We start from the raw sequence: 18029 nt of genomic DNA, 5'->3' as shown, positions 1-18029 counted from the left end.
CCGCTAGGTTCGATGGGTTAGCTTTCTGAGTAAGAACCCCCCGGGGGTATCAAAAATCCCCCTCTTTCCAACTGTCCACTTTCTACTTTCTACTTTCCAACTTTCCAACTTTCCAACTTTCCAACTAGAGTTGCTCCCGGAAGTATTGGTATACTGCTTGGGCAGCTTTGGTGTTCATGCCGGGGACTTGGGCTAGGTCGTCGACTGAGGCTTGTTTGATGGACTCTAGGTTTTTGTAGGCTTTGTATAGTTCACGGCGGCGGGTGGGGCCGATGCCGTCGATTTCGTCTAGGAGTGATTTTAGGTTTCTTTGGGTTCTTAGTTTACGGTGATAGGTTACCGCAAAACGGTGGGCCTCATCCCTGAGACGTTGGAGCATTTGCAAGCCTTTGGATTCTCTGGGTAGTCGGATGGGGTCGGGGCGGCCGGGGGCAAAGAGTAGTTCTTCCTCCTTGGCCAGGCCAAAGGTGGCTATTTGGGCAAAACCCTGCTCGTGCATGGCTTCTCTGGCCGCAGATAGCTGACCCTTGCCACCATCGATGATAATAAGATCCGGCAGCTTGGTAAACTTAGCCTGTTTGGGGGTTAGTTCTCCCCTTGCGATCTGATCTTCCTCTTCCTTGGCCCGGGAAAAACGTCGGGTGATGGTTTCATGCATGGAGGCAAAGTCGTTGGGCCCCTCTACCCAGCGAATCTTAAATCTTCTATATTGATCTTTTTTCGGTCGGCCTGCCTCAAAAACCACCATGGAGGAGACTGTTTCTGTGCCCTGGATGTTGGAAATATCGTAGCATTCCATACGGTGGGGTGGTTTTTCTAAGCCTAGGGCGGCCATTAGCTCTGCTAGGGCACCATCCACTGCCTCTCGGTTAGCCTGACGCTGCAACTGGGCCTGTTCCAGGGAAAGCAGTGCATTTTGGGCGGCCATTTCCACCAGTTTGTGTTTATCGCCCCGTTTGGGGGCTTTGATCTGCACCTTACTGCCCCGCCGTTCGCTGAGCCAGGAGGTTAGTAGCTCTGGGGTGGCAATGTCTTCTGACAGTAGAATCTCGGCGGGGGTAAATTCCGTTTGGTTATAAAACTGCTGAATAAAGGTAGCCATTATTTCACCACGTTCCAGGGTGTCGGTGCCTTCTAGGAAGTAGTGTTCCCGGCCAATGAGTTTGCCGCCCCGGATGAAAAATACCGTGAGACAGGATTCATCAAAGCCCCGGGCCATGGCAATAACGTCTTGATCCACCTGATCAGTGGAAACAACCTTTTGACGCTCCACGATTTTTTCCACTGCCAGTAGTTGGTCCCGCAGTTCCGCTGCCTTTTCAAATTCCAGGTTTTCTGCCGCCTCTTCCATACGCTGGCGCAAGCGTTTCATTAAATCTTCCTGTCGGCCCTCGAGAAACAGGACCACTTCGTTGACAGTTTCCCGGTAGGTGGAGCGCTCCACCAAATTGCAGCAGGGCCCCAGACAGCGTTTAATGTGGTAATTTAAGCAGGGACGGTCCCTGGGGGTTACTTGCCGCTGCTTGCAGGTGCGCAGGGGAAAGATTTTTTTCAGCAGCCTCATGGTTTCGTTAACGGCCCCAACGTTGGTAAAGGGGCCGAAATAGCGGGCCCCATCCTTAAAAACCCGGCGGGTTAGAAAAACCCTGGGGAATTCTTCCTGGCTGGTGACCTTGATATAGGGATATGTTTTATCATCCTTTAATAAAATATTGTATTTAGGTTGATGTTCTTTGATTAAGTTGTTTTCTAGGATGAGGGCTTCCATTTCGGAGTCGGTGACAATAAAATCTAGATCCACTGCCCGGTTGAGCATAGCCTTCACTTTAGGCGATTGTTTGTCCACCCCTGTAAAGTAGGAGCGAACCCGATTTTTTAGGGAAAGGGCCTTGCCCACGTAGATGATTTGGTCATTTTCGTCTTTGTATAGGTAAACCCCTGGGCGAGAGGGGATGTTTTTGATTTTTTCTGTTAGGGACAGGGTAGTCACCTCCGGTTTAGCTGTTGGCTGTTGGCTTTTAGTACCCTGAAAATGGCTCAGTCATTAGACGGTGCCAGGCACTTGCACGTTTGTAAGTTTATCTTAATTGAAGAACTTTGTGAGAGGTGTCAGGCACCCGGGGGTTTCTTTTTGTCAGCAATTTTTCTAGGTTCTCTCTGATACATTATATCTGAACGCGGTATGTAACAGCAACGGTGGGATTTTACTTGACAATGACCTGGGGGTGGATCAAAATAGAAATGGAGTAAGTAACTAGTTAGTTACCTAGTGGACAGTTGGACAGTTGGACAGTTGGAAAGGAAGCTGGTGGTGGGAACAGACCCCCGCTAGGTTCTATGGGGTAGCTTTCTGCAAGGGAAGGCCCCCGGGGGTTCAGCAGTGCGGAACGACACGGGGGTCGTTCCCAACGGTTTATCTTTCCAACTTTCTGCTTTCCAACTTTCCAACTAAAAGGACGGTGATTATCATGAACGAGGAACTTTCTCGAGCCGATGAAAGTAAACAGCGTATATTGCTGGCTGCTGCCGCTATTTTTGCCCGCAAGGGGCTGGATGGGGCTCGGGTGGATGAGCTTGCGGCGGCAGCTAGGATTAATAAGCGGATGATTTATCATTATTTTGAGAGTAAGGAGAATCTTTATGTGGAGGTGCTGCGCTACAATTGTCAAAAAATCTATCACTTAAGTAAAGGGGCCTTTATTGCCGGCGCAGATCCCAGGGAAAATGTCACCCGGGCCTTGCGTCAGTACTTTTACTTTTTAGCCCAGGATGAGGAATTTGTGCGGCTGGTTAGTTGGGAGGCCTTGAATCGAGGCAGCTATAGCAGTCGGGTACTGCCCCAGCTGTTGGACATCTTCCAGGCGGATCTGGGTCAAATTTTAGAGGATGGTATCAAGCGGGGCTGCTTTCGTTCAGACCTGGATATTCACCAAACTTTGCTGAGTATTCATGCCCTCTGTTTGGCCTATTTTACCCGCCGGGAGATGGTCCAGCCCCTCTGGTCCAGTGACACGATGTCTGAGGAAATGCTGGAAAAGCGTCTCCAGCATATTTTGGATTTGGTTTTTCACGGCATTTCTAAGGGATAGGTTTGGAAACCGGGAGGTGTTTAAATAAATGGATGAATTTGTGGCTGTGCAGCAGCAGAAGAAAAGACTTTTATTTCTATTAACGATCATTATTGCCCTTACTATTTTGATTGCTGGCGGTTATTTTTATCGGCAGCAAGTCAACTTGGCCCAGGAACAGGAAAGTTTAACCGCAACAGGAACCCTGGAAGCCACCAGTGTGATGGCTTCCTTCAAGGTGCCCGGTAGGATTGATACTCTTTTTGTGGAGGAAGGCAGCCAGGTGAAAAAGGGGGATGTACTGGCGGCCCTAGAAACCAGTGAATTGGAGGCTAAACTGTCCCAGGCCCAGGGGGCCCAGGCAGCGGCCCAAGCAGCCAGCCGACAGGCCGAAGAAGCCATCCCCTTAACCAGTCAGCAGGTGGAAACCACCATTAGCCAATGCCAGGCCAAGGTGGAGCAGGCCAAGGTGAAGTTGCGCAGCGCCAAGCAAACCTATGATCGCCTAGTGGAATTACATAAAGCCAGTGCCATAACCGATAGTCAATTTGATGATGCCACCAATAATTATGATGCTGCTAAGCAAACTTTGGCAGAGGCCGAGGCTGCCTTGGCCCAAGCCGAAGCTGCCCGCTTGAAGGTGGAGGTTTCCCAGGCCCAGTATGATGCGGCGCTGGGCCAAGCTAATCAAGCCCAGGGGGCTGTACAGGAGGCCAAAACCTATCTGGCCAACAGCAAGCTAAAGTCCCCCCTAAGTGGTTTCATTACCCAGAAATATTTGGAGCAGGGAGAAATGCTTAACGCCGGTACACCAGTCTTTGAAATCACTGATTTGGCCAATTCCTATGTCAGTGTCTTTATCAGTGAAAAGAAAATTGGCCGGGTTCGTTTGGGGCAAGAAGTCGAAGTAAAGGTGGCTGCTTTCCCGGCTAAGACCTTCCAGGGAAAGGTTGTCTTTATTAATAATGCCGCTGACTTTGCGGTGCAAAGGGCAGTCAATGAGCAGTACCAGCATGATATTCGCAGCTTTGAGGTTAAAATTGCTGTGCCCAATCCAGATTTTCTCTTAAAGGTTGGTATGACCGCCACCGTTAAGATATTGGAGGAATAACTATGGAACCTGTCCTAAAGGCCACTGATATCGTACAGGTCGTAAATAAGAAAACTGTCTTGGGAGGCATTAGCCTGGAGCTAAAGGCTGGCGAAGCCCTCGGGATTTTCGGTACCCGGGGCAGCGGTAAAACTACACTGCTGCATCTGCTGGCCGGTATCGAAAAATACAAGTCCGGTTCCGTGGAGATTCTGGGTGTGGACACCCGCAAGGGTGATACTTATAAAAAGCACCTGGGATTGGTGACCCAGGAGCGCAGTTTGTTTCAGGAGCTGAGGGTGGTGGAAAACCTTGACTTCATTGCCACCCTGAGGGGTGGCAGTAGGGTGACCATTGAGAAGTTGGTTGAACAGCTGGAATTAAAGGATATTCTCAGGGAACCTGTGGCTACTTTGGAGCATGGACTCTACCAGCGGCTGGCCTTGGCCTGTGCCCTGTTAAATGAACCAGAACTTTTAATAGCTGACGAGTTAATTAGAGATATTGATTTTTATTCCCGTAAACTAATTATTAAAACGGTGCGACAATTCTTACAGGGTGGTGGTGCCTTCCTCTGTGGTTTTAGCCATCCGGATTATGTCAATCAGTTGGATCGGGTGGGCTGGTTGACGGAGGGGCAATTGACCTTTTACCAACCTGAGGAGGCTGCGGCTCAGTGGCAGAGATTGTTTGTTGCATCCAATCTGCAAAGCGGTGAAATAAATGATTAGATCCTTGATGCTGCGGGAATTAACCTATCTATGGCGGGATCGGGGCCTGCGAAATATCCTGCTGCTAGGGCCCCTGCTGGGGGTAGCCTTATTTTTTGCCACCTATAGTGCCCAGGTGTTGCAGGATATTCCCACCGCCGTGGTGGACTTGGACCGTTCAGCAGCAAGTCGGGAACTGATTCGAGATCTGGAGCAGGCGGAAAATTTGCAGGTGGTGTCCTTCCCGGACAGTTACCTAGCAGCCGAGGAATTAATGAAGCAGAGTGAGGTTCTGGTAACCATGGTGATCCCGGAGAAATACGGTAAGAATCTTGCCCTAGGTCGCCAGACCAATGTCTATTTGGCCATCGACGGCAGTAACATGGTCTATTCCACCAATGCAACCACCGCAGCCCTGCAGGTAGCAGGTACTATCAGTGCCGAGGCCGGCGTAAAGGCTTTGATAGCCCAGGGTTTTCAGCCCTCTGAGGCTAGGAATGCCTACCTGGGGGTGGGGCTGCAGGAAGAACCCTGGTTTAACCCAACCCTAAACTATGCTTATTTTCTCGTGTTGGCCCTTATTTTAAATATCTGGCAGCAGTGCTGTACCCTGGCCTCCAGCATGAATATCATCGGTGAAACAGGACGAGCCAGTTGGCAGCAGTTTAAGCTGGCCGGTCTGTCCAAAGGGACTCTATTTGCCAGTAAATCCTCGGTCCATATTGGGGTTTTTATGCTGTTGGTACTGCCAGTTTACCTAATCTCCTTTGGGATCTTTCAGGTACCCTTGGCCTGCGGCTGGTGGCTGTTGTTGCTGTTTACACTGGTTTTTACCATCGCCTTACACAGCGTGGGGACCCTGGCCTCCAGTTTTGCCCGAAATGCCGTGGATGCAACCAGGTTTGGCATGATTATTGCTCTGCCCTCCTTTATTCTTTCGGGCTATGGTTGGCCCCTGGAAGCTATGCCTAGCTATGTTCAGTCTCTGGCCAAGCTGCTGCCCCAGACTTGGTTTTTCCAGGGTCTGAATTATCTACTCTTTAAAAACCCAGACTGGTCCTTTGTGCAGACCTATTTCTTGGCACTGGGTGCCACGGCTGTGGTTTGTTACGGTGCTGCTGCACTGTTGACAGCCCGCAAATAAGGGGGATGCTTAAATGAAGCAGATTTATAACCTTGCCTGTTATGAGACCATGCTGATCCTGAAGGATCGGATTCTAGTTTTGCTGCTCTTTACGGTGCCTTTACTTTATGCCAGTGTCTTTGGTCTGGTCTATATACAGGGTGTGCTCAACCAGGTTCCCCTGGCAGTGGTGGATCTGGACCATTCCAAACTAAGCCGACAGGTGCAAACCTCCTTTGCCAATAGCAGTCATTTTAAGATAATTTCGGGCTTGGACAATACTGACCAGATGGAAGAAGCCATGCGAGAGGGGAAAATTCGGGCAGCCATCGTTATCCCGGAGGATTTTGAGATTGCTGTGCAAAAACATCAGCCTACCCAGCTGTTAAGTGTTTATGATGCTTCCAATCTGATCTGGGGCTATAACACCCGGAGATACATCCGTGAAGTAACCACTGCTTTTAACAGTCAGCAAACAGCCGGATATTTGGCTGGCCTGGGCCTACCTGAGCAACAGGTGAAAAATATCATGGGTACCGTTAGTTTAAACTACGAAGTTTGGTATAACCCTACCTTCAGCTATGCCACCTATTTTTATCCCGGTCTGCTGCTGATGGTGATTCACCAAATTTGCTTGTTAAGCATCAGCCTTACGGTAACCAGGGAAAAGGAGCGCAATACCTGGATTCAGTACCTCAGCTCTTCCCTGCCCAGTTGGAAAATATTTCTCGGCAAGTCCTTGCCCTACTTTATTGTCAACTTCTTTAACTACTGGCTGCTGCTCTTGATTGCCTCTTGGTTTGTTCAGGCCAAGATCGGCGGTTCGGTTTGGCTGCTGCTAGTCTTCGGCTTGCTGTTTGATTTGATCATTACTTCCCTGGGCTTCTTTATCTCGCTGCAGGCACCTAACTCATTGCAGGTAACTCGTTACCTGATGCTGCTTTCTGTGCCGATTTTTATGGCTTCAGGTTTTACCTGGCCCCAGACCCATATCCCCTTTGCCGTAAATGCTCTGGCTTCATTGCTGCCCTTCACCTGGATGGCCGAGGCCTTTCGGATGATCACAGTGAAGAATTTGCCTTTGTCTTACCTGCTGAATCATTTGTTGGTGCTGATGGTTATGGCTGGACTGACCATTGGTTTGGCCAGCACCTTCAAGAAACTTCGCCGCCCACCCTCCATCAGCGGTCTGGTAGTGAATAGTGGGAAAAGTTACCCTGGGCTGTAAGGTTTTTAGCCATCAGCCCTTTTGCATGGGCTACTTACTTTTGACGATGCCAGGCAGTAGAAAGTTGGACAGTGGAAAGTTGGACAGATGGAAAAAACCTGTAATCCTTATGGATTACAGGTTTTTTCCATCTGTCCAACTTTCCAACTGAAGGGCTTCTCGGGTGCGCTGGCGATCACGCTCGAGAACTGGTTTGAGGAAACGTCCGGTGTAGGAGTCCTTGACCTGGCAGATCTCTTCCGGGGAACCAGTGGCCACTAGGGTGCCTCCTCTGTCGCCACCTTCGGGTCCTAGGTCGATAATGTAATCTGCAGTTTTAATGACATCCAGGTTGTGTTCAATGACTACCACAGTGCTGCCGTTGTCCACCAGACGGTGCAATACCTCCAGCAGTCGGTCAATATCAGCAGTGTGCAAGCCTGTGGTGGGCTCATCTAGGATGTAGATGGTGCCCCCATTGCTGCGGCGGCTTAGTTCGGTGGCCAGTTTGACCCGTTGGGCTTCCCCACCGGAAAGCTCCGGTGCTGGTTGTCCCAGACGTACATAGCCCAGACCCACATCCTGTAGGGTTTTGAGGCGGCGGTGGATTTTCGGGATGTTGGCAAAGAACTCCACTGCCTCATCCACTTCCATATCCAGTACGTCGGCAATACTCTTGCCCTTGTATTTTACCTCCAAAGTCTCCCGGTTGTAGCGCATGCCCTTGCAAACTTCACAGGGTACGTAAACATCGGGTAGGAAGTGCATTTCAATTTTAATAATACCGTCACCCTGACAAGCCTCACAGCGGCCACCTTTCACATTAAAGCTAAAGCGGCCAGGCTTATAGCCCCTTACCTTGGCCTCGGGCATTTGGGTAAACAAATCCCGAATATCGTTAAATACCCCGGTGTAAGTGGCCGGGTTGGATCTGGGGGTGCGGCCAATGGGTGACTGATTGACATCAATAACCTTTTCCAGATGTTCAATGCCCTCAATGCTCATATGTTCTTTGGGTTTGTCCTTGGCTCGGTGCAATTTATGGGCCAGGGCTTTATAGAGAATTTCGTTAATCAGGGTACTCTTGCCGGAGCCGGAAACACCAGTGATGCAAATAAAACCACCTAAGGGAATCTCCACATCAATTCCTTTCAGGTTGTTTGCCGCGGCCCCTCTGATAACTAGTTTCTCTTCTTTACCTTGTCGGCGATTAAGAGGAACGGGAATAAATTTCTTGCCGCTGAGGTATTGACCGGTGAGGGATTCCCCAACTTGCATAATATCGGCCATGGTTCCAGTGGCCACCACCTGGCCGCCCAGGCTGCCGGCCTGGGGACCAATATCGATAATGTGATCTGCTACCCGGATGGTATCCTCATCGTGTTCCACAACAATGAGGGTGTTGCCCAGATCACGCAGCCGTTCCAGGGTGGCAATAAGTCTTTCGTTATCCCGCTGGTGCAGGCCAATGCTGGGCTCATCCAGGATATATAGTACGCCCATGAGTCCGGAACCAATCTGGGTGGCTAGGCGAATACGCTGGGCTTCTCCCCCGGAGAGGGTCCCTGCTGCCCGTCCTAGGGTTAGATAATCCAGACCTACGTTGACCAGGAAACCCAGTCGCTCATTAATCTCTTTGAGTATCTGACGGGCAATCAGCTGCTCCCTTTGGGTGAGGTCCAGGTTTTTGAAAAACTTTAGAGCCTCGGCTACGGAAAGGGCTGTGACATCGGCAATGTCCTTGGACCCGATTTTTACTGCCAAGGCTTCGGGCCTGAGCCTAGCACCCTTACAACTGGGGCAGGGTTTGATACTCATATATTTTTCAAACTCTGACCGCATGGACTCAGATTGGGTTTCCCGGTAACGGCGGGACAGGTTGCCAATAATGCCCTCAAAGGGCACATTATATTGATGCTTATGGCCATAGCTATCGGTATAGTCAAATTTGATTTTCTCCTGGCCGGTACCATAAAGAATGACTTTCATATGTTTATCCGAGAGTTCTTCCATTGGTGTATCCAGACTGAACTGATATTTCTCTGCTACACCCGATAGGTAGGCTGCAGCAATATTGCCCTTGTGCCAACCTTCGATGGCTCCCTCCCGGATGCTTTTGCTTTTGTCCGGAATAATCAAATCTATGTCAAACTCATGGTTGAACCCCAAGCCAGTGCAGGATGGACAGGCCCCGTGGGGGTTGTTGAAGGAGAACAACCGGGGACTGATTTCGCTGATATTGATCCCACAATCGGTACAGGCGAAGTTCTCGGAAAAGGTAAATTCCTCGCCATCGATAACAGCTGCCACGACAATTCCTTCGCTATGCTTAAGGGCGGTTTCCAGGGAGTCCGCTAGTCGTTTCTCACTGCCGGGACGGATAATGATGCGGTCCACCACAATTTCGATGGTGTGCTTCTTTTTCTTATCCAATTGGGGGGCTTCGGTGATTTCGTAGATTTCCCCATCAACACGCACCCGCACAAAGCCGTTGCGTTTAATATCCTCGAAGATCTTTATATGTTCACCCTTTTTACCCCTGATCACCGGGGCCAGCAGTTGGAGCTTAGTACCTTCGGGCATGGCCATTAGCTGATCCACCATCTGTTGTACAGTCTGCTGACTGATGGGTTGGCCGCATTTGGGGCAGTGGGCTCGGCCAGCCCGGGCATAGAGCAGCCTCAGGTAGTCGTAAATCTCCGTTACAGTACCTACTGTAGAACGAGGGTTATGGCTGGTGGTCTTTTGGTCGATGGAAATGGCCGGAGAAAGGCCTTCTATATAGTCAACGTCCGGTTTGTTCATTTGCCCCAGGAACTGACGAGCATATGAGGACAGGGATTCCACATAACGACGCTGACCTTCGGCATAAATGGTGTCAAAGGCCAGGGAAGATTTCCCAGAACCAGATAGGCCGGTAATCACCACCAGCTTGTCCCGGGGAATTTCCACATCAATATTTTTCAAGTTGTGGGAACGGGCACCTCGGATTATGATTTGGTCGGGCATGGTTTGTGTTAGCTCCTTTGTTTTGTATATCAACGTTGGGTTGTGTATTGTTGTAAGGTGTTGATCGTTGGTCGGGTTGGAAAGTTGGAAAGTAGAAAGTTTGGCTTTGCGTTATCCTGAGGAATAGTGGTTATTCATCGGTGCCAGGCACCTGGGTTGTGGGATGTCACAAGCCTTTGTCAGCCTTCTATCGCGCAGGATGACAAGAAACTTTCATTCTTTCTGCTTTCCACTTTCCACTGGTCAATACAAATATACTTTATTAGTGGGGAAAAGACAATGCTGGATAGAACATTTGTACGGTATTTGTAATAATTTTTGTTTCTTAAAGCAAATACAAAGCACCTAGTGGGTGCTTTGTAGGGTGCCCGGGGGTCAGACCCCTGGTTTTTCTAATGCGGAACGACACGGGGGTCGTTCCCTACAATTTGGCATAAAGTTTTCATCCTTTGATGATGCCGTTTACTCATAGAGAACTATCCTGGTCTTTCCGCTAACCATCTTTCCAACTGTCCAACTTTCTAACTTTCCATCTTTCCAACTAATACTCTATCTCCGGTATCGCCGGCTTAATGTTCTTGTCTCCCCTGAGCTGCAGGCGCAGCTCAATGAGGGCATCTCTGAGTTGGGCTGCTCGTTCGAATTCTAGGTGTTTGGCGGAGTCTTTCATTTCTTTTTCCAGCTTGGCGATCAGCTTCTTCAGTTCGGTCTTGGTCATTTTGCCTGCTTTGCTTTGGGCCACATAGGTTGCCTTTTCTTCAGCGGCCTTGGTTGCTTCGATGACATCCCTCACTGCTTTACGGATGGTTTCCGGGGTGATATTGTGCTTTTGGTTGTATTCCATCTGGATTTTACGACGGCGATTGGTTTCCCCGATGGCCTTTTTCATGGAGTCGGTCATCTTGTCTGCGTACATGATCACCCGGCCTTCGGCGTTACGGGCGGCCCGGCCGATGGTCTGAATGAGGGAACGTTCGGAGCGCAGGTAGCCTTCTTTATCCGCATCTAGGATGGCCACTAGACTGACTTCAGGCAGATCTAAGCCTTCCCTTAGCAGGTTAATCCCCACTAACACATCGAAGGTGCCCAAACGCAGATCCCTGAGAATTTCCATCCGTTCCATAGTATGAATATCTGAATGCAGGTAGCGAACCCGCACACCGTTTTCTTTAAAGTAATCTGTAAGGTCCTCGGCCATTTTCTTGGTTAGGGTAGTTACCAGCACCCTTTCATCCCGCTCCACTCTCAGGCGAATTTCGCCTAGCAGATCATCAATTTGACCCTTGGTGGGTCTAATGAAGATTTCCGGGTCCAGTAGGCCGGTGGGACGAATAATTTGTTCGATAATTTGTTCCTGGTGCTCAAATTCATATTTACCCGGCGTGGCAGATACATATACCACTTGATTGACCCTAGTCTCAAATTCCTGAAACTTTAGGGGACGGTTATCTAAGGCTGAAGGCAGGCGGAAACCATGCTCCACCAGGGTGGTTTTCCTGGAGCGGTCACCTTCGTACATGCCACCTATCTGGGGTACAGCCACGTGGGATTCGTCTATAATAAGCAGCCAGTCCTCTGGAAAGAAGTCCAGCAGGGTAAAGGGAGATTCTCCTGGGGCTCGTCCAGTCAAGTGTCTGGAGTAGTTCTCAATGCCGGAACAAAAGCCCACTTCGGCCATCATCTCCAGGTCGTAGCGGGTACGTTGCTCAAGGCGCTGGGCTTCCAGCAGTTTGTCAGCGTCTCGCAGTTCCTTTAAACGCTGCTCCAGCTCCGCTTCAATGGTAGCGATGGCTCTTTTCATGTTATCATCGGCGGTGACAAAGTGACTGGCAGGGAAAACCGCAATATGTTGGCGTTGCCCCAGTATCTCGCCGGTAATCACATCGATTTCCAGCAGACGTTCAACTTCATCCCCAAACAGCTCTACCCGCAAGGCCCTTTCACTGGCGTTGGCGGGAAATATTTCAATGACATCGCCCCTTACCCGGAATTTACCCCGGCTAAAGTTGATATCGTTTCTTTCATATTGGATATCTACTAGCTTACGTAGAATGGCGTCTCGGTCATAGGTCCCGCCAACCCGCAAGGATAGCACCAAATCGCGGTAGGTTTCCGGGTTACCTAAACCGTAGATGCAGGAAACACTGGCCACTATGATGACATCCCTGCGCTCCAATAGCGCGGTGGTGGCAGAGTGGCGCAGTTTGTCAATCTCATCGTTCAGGGAGGAATCCTTTTCAATATAGGTATCGGTATGAGGAATGTAGGCCTCTGGTTGGTAATAGTCAAAGTAACTAACGAAATATTCAACAGAATTTTCCGGAAAGAACTCTTTCATTTCGCTGCAGAGCTGTGCTGCTAAGGTTTTGTTGGGTGCCAGTATCAAGGTAGGTCGCTTAACCTGTTGGATAATGTTGGCCATGGTAAAGGTTTTACCTGTGCCAGTGGCACCCAACAGCACTTGATGTTTCTGACCCTGGTTAAGCCCCTTGACCAATTGCTCAATAGCCCGCGGCTGATCTCCCCGGGGGCTAAACTCTGATTTTAAGTTAAACTCCAAAGATCTCACCTACTTTCTATCCATTAAGTATTATAACATTTAAGTCAATGACAAAAACAGCCAGACTGAAAGTGGAAAGTTGGACAGTTGGAAAGTTGGAATACCTCAACGGTGCCAGGCGCTTGCTCGCTTGTAACGTTAGTTTAGTTTTGAAGGTTTTCGCTGCGGCAAGAGCCAGGCACCTAGGCTATAAAGGCTCACGGCACATGGCTCATGGCTCATGGCTAATAATGGCCTGGCCTATAAGCCTATACGCCTCCTGCACTTTTTGGAAATCTTCCCAAACAGGGCGGCGTTTGCTGGGGTCCCTTAATACGGCTGCTGGGTGGAAGGTGGCGATGATCTTGATGCCACTTTTGCTTTCCAGCCATTGGCCCCTCATTTTGGTAATACTGGCTTTGGGACCGATTAGGTTTTGCAGGGCGGTGTTGCCCAGCAGCACAATGATCTTCGGTTGGATCAGCTCAATTTGGCGATATAGAAAGGGCAGGCAGGCCTTGGCCTCTACCCGGCTGGGCACACGATTGTTGGGGGGACGGCATTTGACTATGTTGGCAATATATATGTCCTCCCTGGTTAGGTCAATGGCTGCCAGAATCCGATCCAGTAGTTGACCGGCACGACCTACAAAGGGCTGGCCCTGTTCATCCTCGTCCCTACCCGGTCCTTCTCCGATTAACATTAGGGTAGCCTTGGGGTTGCCAACACCGAATACAAGTTTGTTTCTCCCCTCGGCCAGACCACAGCGATTGCAATTTTGCATATCCTTTGCCAGTTGTTCTAAAGACATAATAACCTCCTTTAAGTTGGAAAGTAGAAAGTTGGACAGTTGGAAAGATGAAAGTGTTAGGGGTTAGGTTGGTAGAGTTGAATTTAGCCATCAGCCTTCAGCCTTCAGCCTTCAGCTTAAAAACCTGGGAAAGGCCCATGAGTTGCTGTATTTTCATCACTGATTTGTGACTGAGGGTCATGTGTGGTAAGTTTGAAAGGACCAAGCCTAAAGTGGCTTAGCCTTCAACCTTCGGACTATAGTCCACGCTAAGGCACGAAAAAATCTTTCCAACTGTCTAACTGTCTACTGTCTAACTATCTCCTGTCCAACTAAAAATTTTCCAGCTATGCATAATTTACCTGTTCTACGCCAAACTATAGTTAAAGTTTGGCTGTATTTGTACATATTCTAATTTTACTGGAGGAGGAATTGCAATGCTGGATTTAACAAAGGCCAACACAAGCTGGGATAATTGGAAAAAATACCTTGGACAGGCCATGGAGTTTGCTGAGGAACTGGGTATCTCCCGGGATAAAGTCCAACAATATGCCATGACCGCGGGTACTATTTTAGCTGAAAACGTTCAACCTGCTAACCCCGAGCAAAAGGCTGTTAAAGAGCTGTGGGATGTTGCCGATAAGGATGAACAAGAAGTGCTTGCCCGGCTAATGACCAAATTAGCTAGCCGTTCTCGGTAGAATTTTCAAGGGCGTGTTGTAACTACATTTTAGTAGCTGCGACACGCCCTTGTTGTGTTTTAACTTAACTCCTTTTCCTAACCACCCGTTTATTCAACCATCTACGTAGGGGTCCGGTGGTTGAAAGCTCCATAAGGATTTCTTCGTGTCCTTCGGGAACCGGCAGTAGGCCTAACATTTCCTTTTCCCCATATTCAATACCCTCACGGTATACCTGTTTTTCTGCCATTGAGTAGTAGGTTATTTGCACCTTGTTATAAACACCAAGGGCAAATTCCAATCCCTGGCGACTGGCCACGGCCATGCCATTAACCTCTAAAATAATGTCGCCGGAGCGGATACCTGCTTGCCAGGCTGGGTAGCTTGGAATCACATCTAGTATTTTAACTCCCTCACTGGTGGGACTATAGATAGAATTGTTTGCTTCCATTCTTTTGCCTAGATAGATGAGCAGCTCATGTCCCAAGGGTGAAAAAAGTGCTGCAATTATTCCTATCAAGGGCTGTCGATCAGCCAGAACTGCCAGTACCAATAGGGCCACGCTGTACAATCCCAGTAAGATCGCAGAAATCCTTCCCTTTTGTCTTGGGCTGCGGGCTGCGGCTAAATCACCATAGCCCAACCCAGCCACCACTGGCATGAGGGAGTAGATAATATTATCTAAATCGGCCCCCAGATCCCCTTTGATTAAGGGCCACCACTGGGGCATATTGATACCCGCTCCAGATATGCTGGTTTGGCCCACGATAACCATAACAGCCAGGGGAATAGGCCAGAATTTTTGTAGAGCAAAACCTCCAACCACTCTTCCCTCAGCATTTTTAAGAAAAATAGGCATAGCACCTAAGTGACCACTGACTAAAATTAAAAAGGCTTCTACAAAATGCAATATAGCGACCAAGCCAAGGATTTGCGGTGCACTGACCTTTGGCCAACCAAAGATTAAGGAACTCAGGGCCAAGATTCCACCGGCATAGGCAAAGCATAAAAACCTGGCATCGATTAGCATCAGCAAAATGGCCAGGGGCCAAAGGTAAATTAAGCCAGAATCAGACAGTGTCAAACCCACAAAGACCATAATATAGCTGGCAATAATACCACCAACAAGCCCAAACCCTGTGGCAACCAGAAAATCCCTCCAGAAACTCCGGGGCTTTAGACCAAATAGCCTTTCCTTAGCTCTGCCCATGCGATAATACTGTAAGGCAACTATGGCCAACACCACTAAGAACAGCTGCATAATTTCCGGTACTAAAAATACCGCTGCTAGGGTTTGGAAAATTACTGGTGTGATGTCTAGGAAGGGGAACATTTTTTGACACCTACTCTCGAATTGACCATGGGCCTTTTAGCTTTTAGCTAACGACTAAAAGCTACATAATCTTCTCCCGTAGAATATTTATGGCTGTTTCCAGCTGTTTATCCTGTTCGGCATCTACTTCTTGTTCAATAACCACGTCCGGGGTGACACCCTTTTTGTGGATGTCATTTTTGTTCGGTGTTAGGTAGCGTGCGGTAGTTAACTTCAGCCCGGCACCGCTTTCTAGGGGAAATACCGTTTGTACAATGCCCTTACCAAAGGTTTTGGTACCTACCAGGGTGCCGACCTTGGTATCTTTGATGGCTCCGGCTAGAATTTCCGAGGCACTGGCACTTCCCTTGTTTACCAGCACCACCAGGGGCATGTTTAGTTTGTCTGGCTCAGCGTTAAAGGTGTGATCCCGGCCGATGCGAAAATCAATATGTACAATGGGACCTTCACCCAGGAATTGGTCAACAATCTTAATAGCAGAGTTCAATTCGCCGCCAGGGTTATCCCGTAAATCTAACACCAGTCCTTTCATATCCTGCTCCCGCAGTTCAGCCAGTGTTTTGACTACTTCGTCCCCAGTATTTTCAGTAAATTGGCTGATCACTATATAGCCTATGTTGTTCTCATCGGGCAACATTTTCCCTTCGACGGTGGGTACGCTAATTTCTTTTCGTGTTAGCTGAACTGGGAAAGGTTCTTTAACTCCCTCCCTAACTATGGTTAACTCCACGGAGGAACCCACTGGACCTCGCATAAGATTAACTGCTGTTTCGGTATCCATATCCTTGGCTGGTTTTTTATCGATGGCTGTAATCAGATCTCCGGCTTTAATACCTTTCTCGGCTGCCGGAGTATTGGGGAAGGGCTTTACTACTGTTAAATAATGCTCCTTCACGCCCACCAGAACACCAATACCGCCAAAGGAACCGCGAATTTGCTCCTGCAGAGCAGAATAGGTTTTTGTATCTAAATAGGTAGAATATGGATCATCCAGGGATTCTACCACACCTTTAATGGCCCCTTCAACCATTTGTTCCGGTGCAACCTCAAATAAATACTGGCCCTTTATCAGGGTTACCACTTTAATTAAATTTCCTAATCCATTGTAATTTACTGCCAAGGTACCGCCAACTAATAATAGGATGGCAAATACAATGGAAGCCAATACAATGGTAAGTTTCCCCCAGAAGGCCAATGAATCTCTCTTCACTCTAACACCCGCCCGTCCCTTGTTCTTCTACACATGTATTATACTACAATAATTTACGGTTCATTACAAAGACTTTTCCAGGATATGGTTTATTGGGATAAAGAAAGCCGGGGGGCTGCCCGGCTGTTCAGATTATAAGTAATTATGTGGGCTCACTGCCGAACCGTTTTTACGCACTTCGAAGTGTAGGTGGGGTCCTGTTGACATCCCAGTGCTGCCAACTCGCGCAATGGTAGACCCTTTATCAACTGCTTGCCCATTGCTAACCAGTTGGGCTGACAAGTGCCCGTAAAGACTGACGACATCGCCACCATGGTCGATCATAACCACCTTGCCATAGCCAGTCATGGTGCCAGAGTAAATGACAGTACCTGCGGCCGGGGCAATGATACTGGTACCGGTGGGGGCAGGAATATCAATCCCAGCATGGAAGCGTTTTTGTTTCAAAATAGGGTGAATGCGGTAACCAAAGGGGGAAGATATGGTGCTGTAGCCTGGTACAGGCCAACTAAAGACACCCCCATTATAGCTGCCACCCTTTTTGGCATTTTGCTGGGCAATTTGTCTTAAAATGGCGTCTTCCTGGGCCTCCAACCGGTCCACTTCAGCGGCGGATTTTTGTAAATCCTGTTGGGCTTCCTTGAGCAGACCAGCCTTGTCCCGTTGGGCCTGGGCTAGGCTTGCCAATATATATTCCTGCTCCTTTTTCATGCTGGCAATCTGGCGAGCTCGAGTTTCCAGGGTATTTTTATATGCCTCGATTTGCTGCTTTTCCTTGCTTATCCGATCTACAATGGTCTTGTCACTCTCAATCATACGGGTTAAAAATTCCAAGCGGTTGGTGAAATCAGAAAAACTACCTGCGTTCAGCAGTACCTCTAAATAGCTGACCGGGCCACTCTGGTACATGCCCTTGACACGCATTTTTAACTGCTGATTGCTTTCCTCTAGCCGCGCCTCGGACTCAGCCAAATCCTTTTTGGTTTCATCCAACCTATGCATGGCACTGGCTAGGGTAGCCTCTAATTCTTTAACCCTAGCAGATTTTTGATTGATGGATTGGTTTATAGTTACTAATTGCTGGGAATAATTTTTAACTTCTTTTTTGTTTTGTTGTTCCTGGCTTTTTTTCTGATTAAGCTGGGTTCTGACTTGATTTAATTGCTGGTCCAGTGTCGCTGCCATTACTGGAGTTCCCGCCAGCAGAACTAAACCCAGGGTTAAGGCGATCATTCTTTGGGGCCAACGATATCGCACCTATATCCCTCCA

13 protein-coding genes are annotated in these 18029 nt (G+C 48.8%); 6 read left to right on the top strand and 7 right to left on the bottom strand.

Features of this window, described 5'->3' with window-relative positions:
* Positions 1 to 124 precede the first annotated feature (124 nt).
* Entirely contained in the window at positions 125 to 1981 is a 1857-nt protein-coding gene (gene uvrC, locus ACYQ03_RS03965) for an excinuclease ABC subunit UvrC (protein WP_459908737.1), read from the bottom strand.
* 487 nt (positions 1982 to 2468) lie between these two features.
* Between uvrC and ACYQ03_RS03960 the strand changes: the two genes are divergently transcribed.
* Genes ACYQ03_RS03960 through ACYQ03_RS03940 form a run of 5 tightly spaced genes read left to right on the top strand, consistent with a single transcriptional unit; the run spans position 2469 to position 7219 of the window.
* A complete protein-coding gene (locus tag ACYQ03_RS03960) occupies positions 2469 to 3089 on the top strand; it encodes a TetR/AcrR family transcriptional regulator (protein ID WP_459907821.1) in 621 nt (206 codons plus the stop codon).
* Between the two features lie 28 nt (positions 3090 to 3117).
* Entirely contained in the window at positions 3118 to 4179 is a 1062-nt protein-coding gene (locus tag ACYQ03_RS03955) for an HlyD family secretion protein (RefSeq protein ID WP_459907819.1), read from the top strand.
* A 2-nt stretch (positions 4180 to 4181) separates the two neighbouring features.
* Positions 4182 to 4889, top strand: coding sequence for an ATP-binding cassette domain-containing protein (locus ACYQ03_RS03950; RefSeq protein WP_459907817.1), 708 nt, complete (start codon positions 4182 to 4184; stop codon positions 4887 to 4889).
* Positions 4882 to 6012, top strand: coding sequence for an ABC transporter permease (locus ACYQ03_RS03945; protein WP_459907815.1), 1131 nt, complete (start codon positions 4882 to 4884; stop codon positions 6010 to 6012). Before ACYQ03_RS03950 ends, ACYQ03_RS03945 begins: the two co-directional genes overlap by 8 nt.
* A gap of 13 nt (positions 6013 to 6025) precedes the next feature.
* The gene (locus tag ACYQ03_RS03940; RefSeq protein ID WP_459907813.1) at positions 6026 to 7219 is read left to right on the top strand and encodes an ABC transporter permease; all 1194 of its coding nucleotides are present in this window, start codon (positions 6026 to 6028) and stop codon (positions 7217 to 7219) included.
* Positions 7220 to 7333: 114 nt separating this feature from the next.
* Here the strand turns inward: ACYQ03_RS03940 and uvrA are convergent, their stop codons facing one another.
* The 3 genes from uvrA to ACYQ03_RS03925 form a co-directional block, all read right to left on the bottom strand.
* Complete coding sequence (gene uvrA / locus ACYQ03_RS03935; RefSeq protein WP_459907812.1) at positions 7334 to 10207, bottom strand: excinuclease ABC subunit UvrA; 2874 nt, start codon at positions 10205 to 10207, stop codon at positions 7334 to 7336.
* A gap of 541 nt (positions 10208 to 10748) precedes the next feature.
* On the bottom strand, positions 10749 to 12767 hold the full coding sequence (uvrB, locus tag ACYQ03_RS03930) for an excinuclease ABC subunit UvrB (protein WP_459907810.1): 2019 nt from the start codon (positions 12765 to 12767) through the stop codon (positions 10749 to 10751).
* A 211-nt stretch (positions 12768 to 12978) separates the two neighbouring features.
* Positions 12979 to 13557, bottom strand: coding sequence for a uracil-DNA glycosylase (locus ACYQ03_RS03925; RefSeq protein WP_459907808.1), 579 nt, complete (start codon positions 13555 to 13557; stop codon positions 12979 to 12981).
* 416 nt (positions 13558 to 13973) lie between these two features.
* Here ACYQ03_RS03925 and ACYQ03_RS03920 point away from each other — a divergent pair, with 416 nt between their 5' ends.
* Entirely contained in the window at positions 13974 to 14237 is a 264-nt protein-coding gene (locus ACYQ03_RS03920) for a DUF3243 domain-containing protein (protein ID WP_459907806.1), read from the top strand.
* A 64-nt stretch (positions 14238 to 14301) separates the two neighbouring features.
* On the opposite strand, the gene ACYQ03_RS03915 is transcribed toward ACYQ03_RS03920, so the two are convergent.
* The 3 genes from ACYQ03_RS03915 to ACYQ03_RS03905 all read right to left on the bottom strand — a co-directional run bounded on the left by ACYQ03_RS03915 (position 14302) and on the right by ACYQ03_RS03905 (position 18016).
* Positions 14302 to 15549, bottom strand: a complete 1248-nt coding sequence (locus ACYQ03_RS03915) for a PDZ domain-containing protein (protein ID WP_459907804.1) — start codon at positions 15547 to 15549, stop codon at positions 14302 to 14304.
* A 61-nt stretch (positions 15550 to 15610) separates the two neighbouring features.
* Positions 15611 to 16759: a S41 family peptidase gene (locus ACYQ03_RS03910; RefSeq protein ID WP_459907802.1), complete on the bottom strand. Its 1149-nt coding sequence runs from the start codon at positions 16757 to 16759 to the stop codon at positions 15611 to 15613.
* Positions 16760 to 16891: 132 nt separating this feature from the next.
* Positions 16892 to 18016 carry a murein hydrolase activator EnvC family protein gene (locus ACYQ03_RS03905; RefSeq protein WP_459907800.1) on the bottom strand — a complete coding sequence of 375 codons (1125 nt, stop codon included), beginning with the start codon at positions 18014 to 18016 and terminating at the stop codon, positions 16892 to 16894.
* Positions 18017 to 18029: the final 13 nt, after the last annotated feature.

This window comes from Desulfotomaculum defluvii (assembly GCF_054657375.1).
This window is presented reverse-complemented; position numbering and strand designations above follow the sequence as displayed.